Source organism: Jiangella asiatica (genome assembly GCF_004349065.1).
GTDB classification, from domain to species: domain Bacteria; phylum Actinomycetota; class Actinomycetes; order Jiangellales; family Jiangellaceae; genus Jiangella; species Jiangella asiatica.
In genome coordinates, this window is the sequence record NZ_SMKZ01000088.1 from 1 (window position 1) to 15509 (window position 15509).

The following is a 15509-nucleotide window of genomic DNA, read 5'->3' on the forward strand; positions in this document are numbered from 1 at the left end:
GGGGCATCCTGCTCGGCGGGGTCCCGGGCGTGAAGGCGGCCAGGGTCGTCGTCATCGGCGCCGGGGTGGCCGGCATGAACGCCGCCGTCATCGCCATGGGCATGCAGGCAGACGTGTGGGTGCTGGACAAGAACGTCGCCCGGCTCCGCGATGTCGAGGAGCTCTACGGCGGCAAGGCGCAGACCATCGCGTCCAACCTGTACGAGATCGAGAACGCCGTGGTCGACGCCGACCTCGTCATCGGCGCGGTGCTGGTGCCAGGCGCGAAGGCGCCGAAGCTGGTGTCCGACGACCTGGTGGCGCGGATGCGGCCGGGCAGCGTGCTCGTCGACATCGCCATCGACCAGGGCGGCTGCTTCGAGAGCTCCCGGCCCACCACCCACGACGACCCGACCTTCCGGGTGCACGACTCCGTCTTCTACTGCGTCGCGAACATGCCCGGCGCGGTGCCGCACACCTCCACGTACGCGCTGACCAACGTGACGCTGCCGTACGCGGTCGAGCTGGCCAACCGGGGCTGGCGCGACGCCGCCCGGGCCGACGCGGCACTGGCGAAGGGGGTCAACGTGCACGACGGCGCCGTCGTCTACGAGCCCGTCGCCGCCGCGCACGGGCTGCCGTCGATCCCGCTGGAGAGCGTGCTGAACTGATCCGCCGTGCTGGCGGGGCGACGGTGGCCCCGCCAGCCGCCTACCGACCGCCCCTGAGGAGCCGCCACCGATGGACGCCACTGAGACAGCGCTGGACAGCGCCGTCCGCGGCTACCTCGACCACCTCGCCGTCGAACGCGGGCTGGCGGTAAACACGCTCGCCTCCTACCGCCGCGACCTGCGCCGCTACGTCGACTTCCTCCGCGGGCGGGGCCGCGACTCGCCGGACAAGGTCGAGGAGGAGGACGTGACGGCGTTCCTGCGCAGCCTGCGCGAGGGCCACGACGGCCGGGCGGCGCTGGGCGCCAGCTCGGCGGCGCGCACCGTCGTCGCCGTCCGCGGGCTGCACCGGTTCCTGCACCGGGAAGGCATGTCCGACGGCGACCCCGCCGGCGCGGTCCGGCCGCCCACCCCGCCGCGCCGGCTGCCCAAGGCCATTCCGCTGGCCCAGGTGGAGCGGCTGCTGGCGGCGGCGTCGATCGGGGAGGGCCCGCGGGTGCTGCGCGACCGCGCCCTGCTGGAGGTGCTGTACGGCTGCGGCGCGCGCATCTCCGAGGCGGTCGGGCTGGACATCGACGACCTCGACAAGGAGTCCGGCACCGTCCTGCTGCGCGGCAAGGGCGGCAAGGACCGCGTCGTACCGCTGGGCAGCTACGCCTGGGAGGCTGTCGACGCATACCTGGTGCGCGCCCGCCCCGCGCTGACCGGCCGCGACACGCTTCCCAGTCGAGGCCGGCGATCGACCGGCGACGGAGCGGGCCGGGCGACCCCGGCGCTGTTCCTCAACGCCCGCGGCGGACGGCTGTCGCGGCAGAGCGCGTGGGCCGTGCTGCGCACCGCCGCCGGCCGTGCCGGGCTGTCCACCACCGTCACCCCGCACACGCTCCGGCACTCGTTCGCGACCCACCTGCTGGAGGGCGGCGCCGACGTCCGGGTGGTCCAGGAGCTCCTCGGGCACGCCTCGGTGACCACCACCCAGGTGTACACGCTGGTGACGGTCGACCAACTGCGCGAGGTCTATGTGGCCGCCCACCCGCGCGCCCGCAGCTCTACGGCGCCGTAGCGAGGTAGGCTCGCGTGCCAGGACCAACCGGACACGAGGAACCGGACGAAGCGTAGTAGGCCACACACGACCATCGAGGAGCTCTGAACGACGTGGCACCCTCGAACCCGGACGCCGCGGGCGTGCTGCCGTTCGACACCGAGCCTGAGCTCGATCTCGGACCCACACGTCGTCCGCCGGTGGAATTCCCGAAGCCGCGCCGGCTGGACCGACACGGACCGGCCCGCATCGTCGCCATGTGCAACCAGAAGGGCGGCGTCGGCAAGACCACCACCACCATCAACCTCGGTGCCGCGCTGGCCGACTACGGCCGCCGGGTGCTCCTGGTCGACTTCGACCCCCAGGGTGCGCTGTCGGTGGGTCTGGGCCTCGACGCGCACGACCTCGAGCTGTCCATCTACAACGTGCTGATGGACCCGTCGCTCAGAGCCGCCGACATCCTGCAGAAGACGCCCATCGAGAACATGGACCTCCTGCCGGCCAACATCGACCTGTCCGCCGCCGAGATCCAGCTCGTCACCGAGGTCGGTCGCGAGCAGGCGCTGGGCCGCATTCTGGCGCCCCTGGTGTCGGACTACGACCTCATGTTGATCGACTGCCAGCCGTCGCTGGGTCTGCTGACGGTCAACGCCCTCACCGCCGCCGACGGCGTCATCGTCCCGCTGGAGTGCGAGTACTTCGCGCTGCGCGGGGTCGCACTGCTGCAGGAGACCATCGAGAAGGTGCGCGACCGGCTCAACCCCCGGCTGGAGATCGAGGGTCTGCTGGCCACCATGTACGACTCCCGCACCGTGCACGGGCGCGAGGTGCTGTCGCGGCTGGTCGAGGCGTTCGGCGACAAGGTGTTCCACACCGTCATCGGCCGCACCGTCCGGTTCCCCGAGACGACGGTCGCCGGCATGCCCATCACCAGCTTCGCGCCGTCGTCGCGGGGCGCCTCGGCCTACCGCCAGCTGGCCCGCGAGGTGCTGGCGCGCTGGGAGCCGGCGCACTCGTGAGCGACGCCGCCACCCTGGTCGCCGAGCCGGAGCAGGACGAGGGCTCCGGGTTCGAGGTCCACCTCGTCAACTTCGAGGGCCCGTTCGACCTGCTGCTGACCCTGATCGCCAAGCACAAGCTCGACGTCACCGAGGTCGCGCTGTCCCAGGTGACCGACGAGTTCATCGAGTACATCAAGAACGCCGACTGGGACCTCGACGAGACCAGCGAGTTCCTCGTCGTCGCGGCCACCCTTCTCGACCTCAAGGCTGCCCGGCTGCTGCCCAGCGGCGAGGTCGAGGACGAGGACGACCTCGCCCTGCTCGAGGCGCGCGACCTGCTGTTCGCCCGGCTGCTGCAGTACAAGGCGTACAAGGAGGTCGCCGGCGTGCTGGCGGCGCGGCTGGGTGAGGAGTCGCTGCGGTTCCCGCGGGCGGTCGGGCTGGAGGAGCGCTTCGCCGACCTGCTGCCAGAGGTCGTCATCGGCATCACCCCGCAGGAGCTGGCCCAGCTGGCCGCGAAGGTGCTCACGCCCAAGCCGCCGCCGGTGGTGGGAATGGCGCACCTGCACCAGCCCACCGTCAGCGTGCGCGAGGAGGCCCTCGTCGTCGTCGACCGGCTGCGTCGCTCCCGGGTGCTGACGTTCCGCACGCTGGCCGCCGACTGCCCGTCGACACTGCACGTGGTGGCGCGCTTCCTGTCGCTGCTGGAGCTCTACCGCGAGAAGGTGGTCGCGTTCGAGCAGGTCGTGGCGCTGGGCGAACTGACGGTGCGGTGGACCGGCGATGACGACGACGAGGTCTCGGTCGGCGCCGAGTTCGACGAGGGCGACGGCGAGCGCGCCGCGGAGGATGCTGACGATGACTGACGAGATCGGCCGGGCCGGCCCGGCGCCGGAGTCCACCCTGCCGATCGGGGACGAGCCGAGCCTGCGAGCCGCGGTCGAGGCGATCCTGCTGGTGGTGGACGAGCCCATCGACGAGGTCACGCTCGCCCAGGTGCTGGAGCGGCCCCGCGACGAGATCGTCGCCACGCTGCGCGGACTGGCCGAGGAGTACCGCGGGCCCGATCGCGGGTTCGAGCTGCGCGAGATCGGCGGCGGCTGGCGCTTCTACACCCACGCCACGTGCGCACCCGTCGTCGAGCGGTTCGTCCTGGATGGCCAGCACGCCAAGCTCAGCCAGGCAGCGCTGGAGACGCTCGCCGTCGTCGCCTACCGGCAGCCGGTCAGCCGGGCCCGCGTGTCGGCCATCCGCGGCGTGAACTGCGACGGTGTCATGCGCACGCTGACCGCCCGTGGGCTCGTCACCGACTCCGGTGTCGATCCGGAGTCCGGCGCCACGCTCTACCGCACCACGCCGTACTTCCTGGAGCGCCTCGGTATGGCCTCGCTCGACGAGCTGCCGCCCCTTGCCCCGTACCTGCCCGACGCCGACGCCCTCGAGGACCGTGACACCGAGCATGCCTGACGATGAAACCACTGGTGTCCGGCTGCAGAAGGTGCTCGCCTCCGCCGGGGTGGCCAGCCGCCGGGCCAGCGAGGCGCTCATCTCCGCCGGCCGGGTCGAGGTCGACGGCAAGGTCGTGCGCACGCTGGGCACCCGGGTCGACCCCGCCCGCGCGGTCATCAAGGTCGACGGCTCCCGCATCACCACCACCGAGGCCGGGCTGGTCCACCTCGCGCTGAACAAGCCCGTCGGCGTCGTCAGCACCATGAACGACCCCGAGGGGCGGCCCGACCTCACCGGCTACGTCATCGGCCGCCGGGAGCGGCTCTTCCACGTCGGCCGCCTCGACACCGACACCGAAGGCCTCATCCTGCTCACCAACGACGGCGAGCTGGCACACCGCCTCGCCCATCCGTCCTACGAGGTACTCAAGACCTACGTTGCCGAGGTCCCTGGCCCGGTTGCTCCCGGCCTGGGTCGCGAGCTGCGCGCCGGCATCGAGCTCGAGGACGGCCCGGTTCGCGTGGACGGCTTCCGCGTGGTCGGCCGCTCCGGCACCCGCGTCATGGTCGAGGTCGTGCTGCACGAGGGCCGCAAGCACATCGTCCGCCGGCTACTCGACAGCGTCGGGCACCCGGTGAAGCGCCTGGTCCGCACCCACATCGGCCCGGTCGCCATGGGTGACCTGCGGCCCGGCAACACCCGCAAGCTGACCCGCGAAGAGGTCGCCAAGCTCTACCGTGAGGTAGGGCTCTGAAGGTCTGCTGGCGCGCTGGACGGCAGGATCGTTGATGATCACCGCGGCAACGGTGCGGCGGCCAGCGGCGACTTGCGAGGGGGCCGGCGACACCCAGTGACGGGCCGGGCGGCACCCCAGCGAGGGGCCGGGCGGCACCCCAGCGAGGGGCCGGTGGGCACGAGTGCACCCCTGAGGCAGGTACGGTGCTGCCCGTGACTGTGCGTGCGATACGCGGCGCTACCCAGCTCGACGCCGATGAGGCGGAGCACCTGCTGGAGCGGACCGCCGAGCTGATGACCGAGGTCCTGGACCGGAACGACCTGACGTCCGACGACGTCATCAGCATCTTCCTGACGGCGACACCGGACCTGCGCTCGGCGTTCCCGGCCGTGGCGGTGCGCAACCTCGGCATCACCGACGTGCCGATGATGTGCGCGCAGGAGATCGGGGTGCCTGGGGCGCTGCCGCGGGTGGTGCGGCTGATGGCGCACGTCGAGACCGACCGGCCGCGCGCCGACATCCGGCACGTCTACCTGCACGGCACCACCGTGTTGCGCGACGACCTCGCGGAGGACCGCTGAGGTGACCGTCCGGGAGCCTCTCGACGACGGTGGCGTGCTGGTGGTCGGCACCGGGCTGGTCGGCACCTCGGTCGGGCTCGCGCTCACGCGGGCCGGTGTGGAGGTCAGGCTGCGCGACGCGAAGCCGGAGGTGCTCGCCGAGGCGGTCCGGCTCGGTGCCGGGCGGCCGTCCGAGCCGGGGGAGCGGCCGGCCGCGCTCGCCGTCGTCGCCGTCCCGCCGGAGGCCGTGGCCACTGTCGTCGGCGAGGTGATGCGGGCCGGCGAGGCCGCCTACGCCACCGACGTGGCCAGCGTGAAGGTGCTGCCCACCACACAGGTCCGCGAGCGGGTGCCCGATCCCGGTCGCTACGTGGGCAGCCACCCGATGGCCGGTCGCGAGATCTCCGGGCCGAGCGCCGCGCTGGCCGACCTGTTCGATGGCCGGCCGTGGGTCATCTGCGCCGACGAGGGCACCCACCAGCAGGCGGTGACGAGGACACTGGCGGTGGCGCGGCTGGCCGGCGCCACCCCGATGACGATGACGGCGGCCGAGCACGACGCCGCTGTCGCACTGGTGTCACATACGCCGCACGTCGTCGCCGCGCTGATGGCGGCCCGGCTGTCCGGCGCGCCGCGACACGAGGTCCGGCTGGCCGGCCCGGGCGTCACCGACGTCACCCGCATCGCCGGCGGCGACCCGGAGCTGTGGACGGAGATCCTCACCGCCAATGCCGCAGCGGTCCGGGCCGTCCTGGGCGGGCTGCGCGCCGACCTCGACCGGGTGATGGCCGCGCTGGAGGCACCGGTCGAACGGCAGCCGGTGCTGCGCGACGTCCTGCGCGACGGCGTCGACGGGCGGTCCCGGCTGCCCGGCAAGCACGGCACCGCGCACACCGAGTTCGCCACCGTCGTGGTCGCGATCGACGACCGTCCCGGCCAGCTCGCCCGACTGTTCGCCGACGCCGGCGCGGCCGGGGTCAACGTCGAGGACGTCCGCATCGAGCACAGCCCCGGTCAGCCGCTGGGTCTGGTGGAGCTGGATGTGCGGCCCGGTGCCGACCGTGAGCTGGCCGCCTCACTGCGCGAGCGCGGCTGGACGATCCGCGGGTGAGCGCACTGGTCGCGATCCGGCGCCGGTAACCTTCTCGTCGTGCCTGTTCCCTCCGCTGACTCCGTGTCCACACCGACCCGCGAGACCCTGGTCGTCGCCATCGACGGGCCGTCCGGCTCCGGGAAGTCGACGGTCGCGCGGCGGGTGGCGGCCGCGCTCGGCCTGCGCTACCTCGACACCGGCGCGATGTACCGCGCGGTCACCTGGTGGGCGCTGGAGCAGGGCGTCGACCTCGCCGACACCGAGCGGGTCGCGGCGCTGGCGCGCGAGATCCCGCTGCGGATGGGGCAGGACCCGCGGGCGCCCGCCGTCGCCGTCGCCGGCACGGACATCGCGGCGGCCATCCGCACCAGCCGCATCTCCGCCGCCGTCAGCGCCGTCGCCACCAACCTGGGCGTGCGCGCGGAGCTGGTGTCGCGGCAGCAGGCTGTCGCGCGTGAGGGCGGCGTCGTCATCGAGGGCCGCGACATCACCACGGTCGTCGCGCCCGACGCGCCGGTGCGGGTGCTGTTGACCGCGCACGAGGACGTCCGGTTGGCTCGCCGGGCCCGCGAGGTGCACGGCAGCGACGACGCCGACGCCGTCGACGCCACGCGTGACCAGGTGGTGCGCCGCGACGCCGACGACTCCACCGTCGCCAGCTTCCACCAGGCCGCCGACGGCGTCGACGTCGTCGACTCGTCGCTGCTGTCGCTGGACGAGACCGTCGACGCGGTGCTGGGCCTGGTGGAGAAGCGCGCCGGGGTCCGGCCATGAGCGGCGACACCGACCTGCCCACTCACGCCGGGGCGACCTTCGGCAAGTACGCGGCGATGACGCTGGCGCGGCTGCTGTATTCAGTACGGGTCACCGGTGCTGAGTACGTGCCGCCACGCGGCCCGGTCATCATGGCACCCAACCACACCGGCTTTCTCGACGCGCCGCTGCTCATGGGAACGTGCCCCCGTCCGGTGCACACGCTGGCGAAGAAGGAGCTGTTCCGCGGCCCTCTGGGCTGGCTGCTGCACGGCGTCGGGCAGATCCCGCTGGACCGCGACGGCCCCGGCCGCGGGATGGTCCGCGCCGGCATCGGCGTGCTGGACGCCGGCCGCGTGCTGGTCGTCTTCCCCGAAGGAACCCGCGGGGCGGGCGACTTCGCAGAGCTGCGCACCGGGCTCGCCTGGTTCGCGCTGCGCTCGGGCGCACCCGTGGTGCCGGTCGTGTTCGCGGGAACCGGCACCCGTGGACGTACCCTTGGAGCGATGCCCGGTCTTCGGTCCCGGGTCGAGGTCGTCTTCGGCCGCCCGGTCACCCTCCCCACCGGAGGCGGGCGTACGCGTTCGGCTCTCGACGCGGCCACCGAACAACTGCGCGAGGCGCTGGTGGCGCACCGCGAGGCCGTGGCGTCCCGATCCGAGGAGAAGCAGTGAGCGAGCAGTACGCGGCCGACGCCGTCGAGGCGCCCGACGACGCCGACCCGTCCGGCGACGCCGGCTACCAGCCGGTCGTGGCCGTCGTCGGCCGGCCCAACGTCGGCAAGTCGACGCTGGTGAACCGCATTCTCGGTCGGCGCGAGGCGGTCGTGGAGGACGTGCCGGGGGTCACCCGCGACCGCGTCGCCTACGACGCCCAATGGGCCGGCCGCGCCTTCACCCTCCTCGACACCGGCGGCTGGGACCCGGAGGCCAAGGGGATGGCCGCGCGCATCACCGCGCAGGCCGAGGTCGGTGTCGCCGCCGCCGACGTCGTCATGTTCGTCGTCGACTCCACCGTCGGCGCCACCGACACCGACGAAGCCGTCGCCAAGCTGCTGCGGCGCTCCGGCAAGCCGGTCATCCTGGTCGCCAACAAGGTCGACGGTCCCAGCGGCGAGCCCGACGCAGCCGCGCTGTGGAACCTCGCGCTCGGCGAGCCGTTTCCGGTGTCGGCGCTGCACGGCCGGGGGAGCGGCGACCTGCTCGACACCGTCGTCGCCGCCCTGCCCACCGCGCCGCCGGAGTCGTTCGACGACGCCGACGGCGGGCCGCGCCGCGTCGCGCTCGTCGGCAAGCCCAACGTCGGCAAGTCCAGCCTGCTCAACAAGCTGGCCGGGGAGGACCGCGTCGTCGTCGACGCCGTCGCCGGCACCACCGTCGACCCGATCGACGAGCTCATCGAGCTGGGCGGTTGGCCGTGGCGGTTCGTCGACACCGCCGGCATCCGCCGCCGGGTCAACGAGGCCTCCGGCGCGGAGTACTTCGCGTCGCTGCGCACCGCGGCCGCGCTGGAGCGCGCCGAGGTCGCGGTCGTCCTCGTCGACGCCAACGAGCCGCTGGCCGAGCAGGACCTGCGCATCCTCTCGATGGTCGTGGACGCCGGCCGCGCCCTGGTCGTGGCCTACAACAAGTGGGACCTCCTCGACGAGGAGCGCCGCGAGCAGCTCGAGCGCGAGATCGACCGCCAGCTCGTCCGGGTCACCTGGGCGCCGCGGGTCAACGTGTCCGCCCGCACCGGCTGGCACGTCGACCGGCTGGTCAAGGCCCTTGACACCGCGCTGGAGGGCTGGTCGCAGCGCATTCCCACCAGCAGGCTCAACGCGTTCCTCGGCCAGCTGGTGGCCGCTCACCCGCACCCGGTCCGCGGCGGCAAGCAGCCGCGCATCATGTTCGCCACCCAGGCCGACACCCGCCCGCCCCGGTTCGTCCTGTTCACGACGGGGTTCCTCGAGGCGTCCTACCGGCGGTTCGTCGAGCGCCGGCTGCGCGAGGAGTTCGGGTTCGAGGGCACGCCCATGGAGATCAGCATGAAGGTGCGCGAGAGGCGTTCCCGCTCGTAGGTCTCCCGTCGCACCACGCCGCGTTGATCATGGAGTAGGTCAGCTTCCCGCGGCGTTCGAACCTGACCTACTCCGTGATCAAACAGAGTGAAGCGCCGGGTTGTAGCCGTAGGTTCTTCGGTGTTACGGTTCTTCGGTGAAGTAATGAACCTGTGGACCGAGGGGGTGTGCATGTTCGACGACCGGAGCCCGATCTACCACCAGATCGCGGAAGCCATCAAGAACGACATCCTCAGCGGCGAGTTGGGAGCAGACGAGCAGGTGATGTCCACCAACCAGTACGCGGCGTACTACCGGATCAACCCGGCCACCGCCGCCAAGGGCTTCCAGCAGCTCGTCGACGAAGGCGTCCTCTACAAGCGACGGGGGATCGGTATGTTCGTCAGCCCTGACGCCAGGCGTTCGCTGGTGGAGCAGCGCCGAGAGCGGTTCTTCGCCGACGTCGTCGAGCCCATGGTCTCCGAGGCACGCATCATCGGCATCCCACTGGACGACGTCGTCGCGCGCATCCAGGCGATGCGGGGCGGTGAGCCGGTATGAGCCTCGGCATCGACATCCAGGGCCTCACGGTCCGGTACCCCGACGTCACCGCGATCGACGACCTCACGCTGCGGCTGGCGGGCGGCAAGATCTACGGACTGCTGGGCCGCAACGGCTCGGGCAAGACCACGCTGCTGTCGCTGATCGCGGCCTACCGTCGGGTCCGGGAGGGCCGCGTCATCGTCGACGGCCAGGAGCCGTTCGAGAACGAGCGGCTCACCCAGCAAATCTGCCTGATCCGCGAGGCCGGCGACGTCGTCATCGACGGCGACTCCGTCGGCAACATCCTGCGCCGGGCCCGGTTGCTCCGGCCGACCTGGGACGACGACGCCGCGGAGCGCTTGCTCGAGCTGTTCGAGCTGCCGCGCCGGCGCGGCGTGAGCAAGCTGTCGCGCGGACAGCGCTCGGCGCTGGGCATCACGGTCGGGCTGGCCAGTCGCGCCCCACTGACCATGTTCGACGAGTCCTACCTCGGCATGGACGCGCCGTCGCGCTACGCCTTCTACGACGCGCTGCTCGAGGACTACATGGAGCACCCGCGCACGATCATCTTGTCCACGCACCTCATCGAGGAGGTCGCGCGGCTGTTCGAGGAGGTCGTCATCATCGACCGCGGCCGCCTCGTCGCGCACGAGGACACCGACACGCTGCGGATGCGCGGCGCCGCGGTCGTCGGACCCGCCGTCGCCGTCGACGACTTCACCGCCGGCATGACGGTGCTCGGCGAGCAGCGCCTTGGCGGCACGAAGTCCGTCACCGTCTACGGCGACATCGGCGAGGACGCCCGCCGCGTCGCCACCGACTGGGGCTTGGAGCTGTCGCCGGTGGCGCTCCAGGACCTGTTCGTCCACCTCACGAAGGGAGACCATGCATGAGCGCGACGACGTACCAGCGCACCGGCGTCGCCGTCCGGGACCTCACGCTGGGGTTCAGGCTCTCCCTGATCTGGTTCGTGGTGATCATCGCGATCGCATTCGCCGTGATCGGCGCCATCGTGGTCAGCGTCCGCGACCCCAGCACGACGGAGAGCGTCTGGGAGAACTCGGCGTACGCGACGCGGTACTTCCCGCTGTCCCAGGGCATCATGCTCACCGCGGTCTACCTGCCGGTGGCGGTCGCGTCCGGCCTGACCCGGCGGACCTTCGGCTATGCCGCCACGATCGGCGTCATCGGGATCTCCGGGATCATGGCGGTCTTCGAGGCGGCCGGCTACCTGGTGGAGTACTGGGCGTTCGACCTGACCGGCGACGTGCCGACGTACGCGACGCCGCACCTGTTCGAGCACGGCTACCAGTTCTGGATCTCCGTCCCGGAGGTCTGGATCGTCGTCGCCGGCAACGTCGCGGCCGGCTGGCTGATCGGCTCGGCGTACTACCGCTGGGGCTGGCTGGGGCCCACGCTCGCGCTGCCGCTGCTGATCATCCCGGCGCTCGTGGTCGAGGCGCTCATGTCGGTGGGCTGGGCCGGCGCCGCGATGGACGCCATGGGGTTCGAGCGGCCGCCCACCTGGCTGGCGGTGACGTCGTGCCTGGCGGTGCTGGCGATCACCCTGTCCGGCGTCCACCGTTTCGTCCGCACGATCGACATCCGGCCGCAAAAGGCCTGACCCGCGCACCGAAAGGAAACCACGACATGCCGGTCATCGAGGTGACCAACCTGCACAAGCGCTACGGGACCACCGTCGCCGTCGACGACGTCTCGTTCACCGTCGAGGAGGGCGAGATCTTCGGCATCCTCGGCCCGAACGGCGCCGGCAAGACCACCACCGTCGAGTGCATCGAGGGCCTGCGCCGGCCCGACAGCGGCACGGTCACCGTCCTCGGCCTCGACCCGACCAGCGACCGCGGCCAGCTGCGACAGGTCGTCGGCGCCCAGCTCCAGGAGAGCGAGCTGCCGGAGAACATCACCGTCGCCGAGGCCATCGACCTGTACGCGTCGTTCTACCCGAACCCGGCCGACCCGGCGGAGCTGATGGCCGAGCTCGGGCTGACGGAGAAGCGCGACACCCGGTTCGAGAAGCTCTCCGGCGGGCAGAAGCAGCGCCTGTCGATCGCGTTGGCGCTGGTCGGGAACCCGAAGATCGCCGTGCTCGACGAGCTCACCACCGGGCTGGATCCGCAGGCTCGCCGCGACACCTGGCAGCTGGTCGAGAAGGTCCGCGCCCGCGGCGTCACGATCGTGCTGGTCACGCACTTCATGGACGAGGCCGAGCGGCTCTGCGACCGGCTCGCGCTGATCGACGGCGGACGGGTCGTCGCGATCGACAGCCCGGCCGGCCTGATCGGCCGCGTGGCCAGCGAGCAGACGCTGCGGTTCCGCCCGTCGTCGCCACTGGACGAGTCGGTCCTCGCCACGCTCCCGGATGTCACCGACGTGACCCGCGACGGCGCGCACTACATCGTCACCGGCACCGGCAACCTGCCCTACACCGTCGTTACCACCCTGGCCGCGCACGACGTCGTCGCCGCCGAGCTGCGGATGGACCAGGCCAGCCTCGAGGACGCGTTCGTCGCGCTCACCGGCCGGGCCTTGGACGTCGAGGCCGCCTGACCCGACTTCCCCGGGAGGAAACCCGCATGTCCACGCTCACCAAGATCACTACCGTCGAGTCGAAGCTGTTCCTCCGCGACACCACGTCCGCGGTGATGGCGTTCGCGCTGCCGGTCGGCCTGATGGTCGTGTTCGGTTCGATCGGCCTGGGGGAGGGCGACACCGAGCAGAACATCAGTGGGGCCTTCCTGCCGGTCATGGCGCTCGCGCTGTCCGTGGCGATCCTCGCCTTCAGCGTCCTGCCGACCGTGCTGGCCACCTACCGCGAAAAGGGCATCCTGCGCCGGCTGTCCACCACGCCCGTGCACCCCGGCAACGTCCTGGCCGCGCAGCTGCTGGTCAACCTGGCCGCGTCGGTCGTGGCGGCGGTGGCGGTGCTCGTGCTCGCGGCGGCCGCGTTCGACCTCGGCGTCCCCGACAACGGCGTCGGCTTCCTAATCGCGTTCGTGCTGACCGCCAGCGCGCTGTTCGCGATCGGCCTGCTGGTCGCCGCCCTCGCCCCGACCGGCAAGGCGGCCACGTCGCTGGGCATGCTGCTGTTCTTCCCGAGCATGTTCTTCGCCGGTGTCTGGACCCCCGGCGACCTGATGCCCTCGTGGGCGCGCCCGGTCCGCGACGTCAGCCCGCTCGGTGCCGGCATGGAGGCGCTGCAGAAGTCGTGGGACGGCGGCTGGCCCGACGCGACCAACCTGGTGGCCCTCGTCGTCGTGGCAGCGATCGCCGGCACCGTCGCCGCCAAGGTCTTCCGCTGGGAGTGAGAGCCTGCTCGCCGTCCCCGTCGATCACGGAGAAGACCAGGTTCCCGGTTTGATCATGATCTACGCCGTGATCAACCGGAGCTGGCGACGGGTCAGACGACCTCGGCGAGTTGGGTGGTGCCGGCGGGCAGCGGCAGCGCGGGAAGTGCCCGCGCGGTATCGGCGAGCGCGTGGACACCGCGAACCAAGTCCTCGGCGCTCAGCGTGTAGGGGATGCGCGCGAACCGCTCGAAGGCACCGTCGGCGCCGAACCTCGGCCCGGCTATCACGTGGACGCCCCTCGTCAGCCCGAACAGCGCCAGCGTCGAGCTGATGGGGGCGCCGAGGCCCACCCACAGCGATGCGCCGCCGTCGGGAACCGGCACGTCCCAACTGGGCATCCGCGACCGCAGCTCGCCGACGAGGACGTCGCGCTGGTGCCGCAGCTGGGCGATGCGCCGCTCCAGCAGCGCCGGGTAGTCGTCGAAGACCTCGCACGCGATGAGCTGCTCCAGTTCGGGGTTGCCGAGGTCGCTGGCGGCGCGGGCCGCGCGCAGTGACCTGAGTACGTCGCCGTCGGCGCGGACCCAGCCGATGCGCAGCCCGCCCCACACGCTCTTGCCCAGCGATCCGAGCGTGATGACGGCGGGCTGCCCGGCCGCGTGCGTGCGCGGCGACCGGGCGCCGCCGGCGTGTCCGGACGACCGGCCACCGACTGCTGTGTCGGCGCGGGCGGCGAAGGGGACGTCCGTCCAGCCGCGACCGAGGTCGAGGTCGGCGGTGGTGTCGTCGATGACGATGACGGTGCCCGTTCGGCGCGCCGCGCGGATGACGTCGTCGCGCTGGTCCGGCGGCATGGACGCGCCGGTCGGATTCTGGAAGTCCAGCTGCAGGTAGGCCAGCGCCGGCCGGACCCGCTCGAGCGTGTCGCGCAGCTGGTCGAGGTCCCAGCCGCGCGTCGTCACCGGCGTCGTGACCAGCCGCCCGCCGGCGCCCCGGAACGCGTCGAGCGCGTGCGGGTACGTCGGCGACTCGACCAGGACGCGGTCGGCCGGGCGGAGGAGCGTCCGGGACACCAGCGCGATCGCGTGCTGTGCGCCGAGGGTGATCATGATCTCGTCTGCTGAGGTCGGCAACCCACGGGCGGCATAGTGCGCGGCGATCCGCTCACGCAGCTCCACGCTGCCGACCAGGTCGAACCCCGTCTTCGTCAGCACGGTGCCGATATTGCGCGTCGCACGCTCGACGACGTTCTCCAGTCCGCTGATGGCCGCGGGCGCCGCGCGCGCGAAGTCGACGACCACGTCGTGCGGCTCGGGCCCGGCCGGGAGGGGGGTCGGCGGGAGCATCGTGGCGCTGCCGGACCCGCGGACGCTGACCAGGTGCCCCGTCTCGCGCAGCTGCCGATACGCCGACACGATCGTGGTGCGGCTGCGCCCCAGCGTCTCGGCCAGCTCCCGTTCGGCCGGCAGCCTGGTGCCGGTCGGAAGACGGCCGTCGATGATCAAGAGCCGGATGCGGTCCGCGAGCGCCTCGTAAGCGCTCTGGCCGCCGTTCGCCCACGTGCCCAGGAGGTCTTCCAACGCACGTGGACCGATACGGCCACGGATCTCCACGGTGGTCATCGGTCCACTATCTCATAATTGGCCTCTTGTTCTCCAGAGTGGACTGCTGTGGGATGAGTCCACAGATTGTTTCCTGCGTGGAGCGGGGTGACCGGTCGTGTCGATCGTTGTTCTCGGAGTGGTCCTCGCGACCGTCGTCGCCGTCGTCCTGGCCGGCCTCCGCCTCGCCCTCCGCGACGACGCCGGCCCCCAACGCGTCCGCTCGTCGTACGACACCCGACACCCCCGGCCGTGAGCCCACGCACGGCCCTGCGGGCGGGTTGAGTGGGGCTGCTGGCGCTTCACTGAGCGTGCCCGCTTGGCGAAGCGGGAGTGGGCCTGAGGGAGTGCAGCGACCGGTGCTCGACCGAGGCGAGGCGTGGCCAGAGGCGCACTCCGGAGGCGGTACACTGTTCAGGCCTCGCCGGGAACGGCTGGGCAAGCCACGGGCTGTGGCGCAGCTTGGTAGCGCACTTGACTGGGGGTCAAGGGGTCGCAGGTTCAAATCCTGTCAGCCCGACAATGTGATGTCTCGGGACATCGGAATGGCTCGAACCTGCGGATCGTGGGTTCGGGCCGTTCGTCATTTCCGGGTTGGTCCGGGTGGGGGCCGGTGGGCTGGTAGATGCGTGTGGGGTCCAGGACGAGCTCGCGTAGGAGTTCGCCGGTGGGGGCGTTGATGATGCGGATGTCGAGGTCGTGGACGAGGGCCAGGACGTAGGTTCCGGTGTGGGT

18 protein-coding genes, 1 tRNA gene and 1 pseudogene are annotated in these 15509 nt (G+C 71.9%); 18 read left to right on the forward strand and 2 right to left on the reverse strand.

Going from position 1 to position 15509, the window contains the following annotated elements:
• The 16 genes from E1269_RS30930 to E1269_RS31005 form a co-directional block, all read left to right on the forward strand.
• The coding region (locus E1269_RS30930; protein WP_275264661.1) for an alanine dehydrogenase at positions 1 to 650 on the forward strand (650 nt) is incomplete at its 5' end.
• Positions 651 to 720: 70 nt separating this feature from the next.
• Positions 721 to 1713: a site-specific tyrosine recombinase XerD gene (locus E1269_RS30935; protein WP_131901934.1), complete on the forward strand. Its 993-nt coding sequence runs from the start codon at positions 721 to 723 to the stop codon at positions 1711 to 1713.
• Between the two features lie 122 nt (positions 1714 to 1835).
• Positions 1836 to 2711: a ParA family protein gene (locus E1269_RS30940; protein WP_275264662.1), complete on the forward strand. Its 876-nt coding sequence runs from the start codon at positions 1836 to 1838 to the stop codon at positions 2709 to 2711.
• Positions 2708 to 3559, forward strand: a complete 852-nt coding sequence (locus tag E1269_RS30945) for a segregation and condensation protein A (RefSeq protein ID WP_203434256.1) — start codon at positions 2708 to 2710, stop codon at positions 3557 to 3559. The genes E1269_RS30940 and E1269_RS30945 overlap by 4 nt, the downstream gene beginning before the upstream one ends.
• Positions 3552 to 4160 (forward strand): SMC-Scp complex subunit ScpB, encoded by a 609-nt coding sequence (gene scpB / locus E1269_RS30950; RefSeq protein ID WP_203434257.1) that lies wholly within the window; start codon positions 3552 to 3554, stop codon positions 4158 to 4160. Before E1269_RS30945 ends, scpB begins: the two co-directional genes overlap by 8 nt.
• On the forward strand, positions 4153 to 4896 hold the full coding sequence (locus E1269_RS30955) for a pseudouridine synthase (protein WP_131901938.1): 744 nt from the start codon (positions 4153 to 4155) through the stop codon (positions 4894 to 4896). Before scpB ends, E1269_RS30955 begins: the two co-directional genes overlap by 8 nt.
• Before the next feature lie 194 nt (positions 4897 to 5090).
• The gene (aroH, locus tag E1269_RS30960) at positions 5091 to 5459 is read left to right on the forward strand and encodes a chorismate mutase (protein WP_131901940.1); all 369 of its coding nucleotides are present in this window, start codon (positions 5091 to 5093) and stop codon (positions 5457 to 5459) included.
• Between the two features lies 1 nt (position 5460).
• A complete protein-coding gene (locus E1269_RS30965; protein WP_239001088.1) occupies positions 5461 to 6549 on the forward strand; it encodes a prephenate dehydrogenase in 1089 nt (362 codons plus the stop codon).
• A 63-nt stretch (positions 6550 to 6612) separates the two neighbouring features.
• On the forward strand, positions 6613 to 7305 hold the full coding sequence (cmk, locus tag E1269_RS30970; RefSeq protein WP_131901942.1) for a (d)CMP kinase: 693 nt from the start codon (positions 6613 to 6615) through the stop codon (positions 7303 to 7305).
• The gene (locus E1269_RS30975; protein ID WP_203434258.1) at positions 7302 to 7958 is read left to right on the forward strand and encodes a lysophospholipid acyltransferase family protein; all 657 of its coding nucleotides are present in this window, start codon (positions 7302 to 7304) and stop codon (positions 7956 to 7958) included. Before cmk ends, E1269_RS30975 begins: the two co-directional genes overlap by 4 nt.
• Positions 7955 to 9343, forward strand: a complete 1389-nt coding sequence (gene der / locus E1269_RS30980) for a ribosome biogenesis GTPase Der (RefSeq protein ID WP_239001089.1) — start codon at positions 7955 to 7957, stop codon at positions 9341 to 9343. The genes E1269_RS30975 and der overlap by 4 nt, the downstream gene beginning before the upstream one ends.
• Before the next feature lie 171 nt (positions 9344 to 9514).
• Positions 9515 to 9883 carry a GntR family transcriptional regulator gene (locus E1269_RS30985; RefSeq protein WP_131901944.1) on the forward strand — a complete coding sequence of 123 codons (369 nt, stop codon included), beginning with the start codon at positions 9515 to 9517 and terminating at the stop codon, positions 9881 to 9883.
• Positions 9880 to 10758: an ATP-binding cassette domain-containing protein gene (locus tag E1269_RS30990; RefSeq protein WP_131901946.1), complete on the forward strand. Its 879-nt coding sequence runs from the start codon at positions 9880 to 9882 to the stop codon at positions 10756 to 10758. The genes E1269_RS30985 and E1269_RS30990 overlap by 4 nt, the downstream gene beginning before the upstream one ends.
• Positions 10755 to 11489 (forward strand): hypothetical protein, encoded by a 735-nt coding sequence (locus tag E1269_RS30995; protein ID WP_131901948.1) that lies wholly within the window; start codon positions 10755 to 10757, stop codon positions 11487 to 11489. The genes E1269_RS30990 and E1269_RS30995 overlap by 4 nt, the downstream gene beginning before the upstream one ends.
• Positions 11490 to 11515: 26 nt before the next feature.
• A complete protein-coding gene (locus tag E1269_RS31000) occupies positions 11516 to 12433 on the forward strand; it encodes an ABC transporter ATP-binding protein (RefSeq protein WP_131901950.1) in 918 nt (305 codons plus the stop codon).
• Positions 12434 to 12459: 26 nt separating this feature from the next.
• Positions 12460 to 13191: an ABC transporter permease gene (locus tag E1269_RS31005; RefSeq protein ID WP_131901952.1), complete on the forward strand. Its 732-nt coding sequence runs from the start codon at positions 12460 to 12462 to the stop codon at positions 13189 to 13191.
• 92 nt (positions 13192 to 13283) lie between these two features.
• Here E1269_RS31005 and E1269_RS31010 read toward each other — a convergent pair whose 3' ends face one another.
• Complete coding sequence (locus E1269_RS31010; protein WP_131901954.1) at positions 13284 to 14795, reverse strand: aminotransferase-like domain-containing protein; 1512 nt, start codon at positions 14793 to 14795, stop codon at positions 13284 to 13286.
• A 97-nt stretch (positions 14796 to 14892) separates the two neighbouring features.
• On the opposite strand from E1269_RS31010, the gene E1269_RS32630 reads away from it, so the two are divergent.
• Complete coding sequence (locus E1269_RS32630) at positions 14893 to 15030, forward strand: hypothetical protein (RefSeq protein ID WP_162606711.1); 138 nt, start codon at positions 14893 to 14895, stop codon at positions 15028 to 15030.
• Positions 15031 to 15220: 190 nt separating this feature from the next.
• Positions 15221 to 15294: transfer RNA gene (locus tag E1269_RS31020), tRNA-Pro, on the forward strand.
• Positions 15295 to 15383: 89 nt separating this feature from the next.
• Here the strand turns inward: E1269_RS31020 and E1269_RS34510 are convergent.
• Positions 15384 to 15509 (reverse strand): annotated as a pseudogene (locus E1269_RS34510) (IS481 family transposase); the annotation flags it as partial.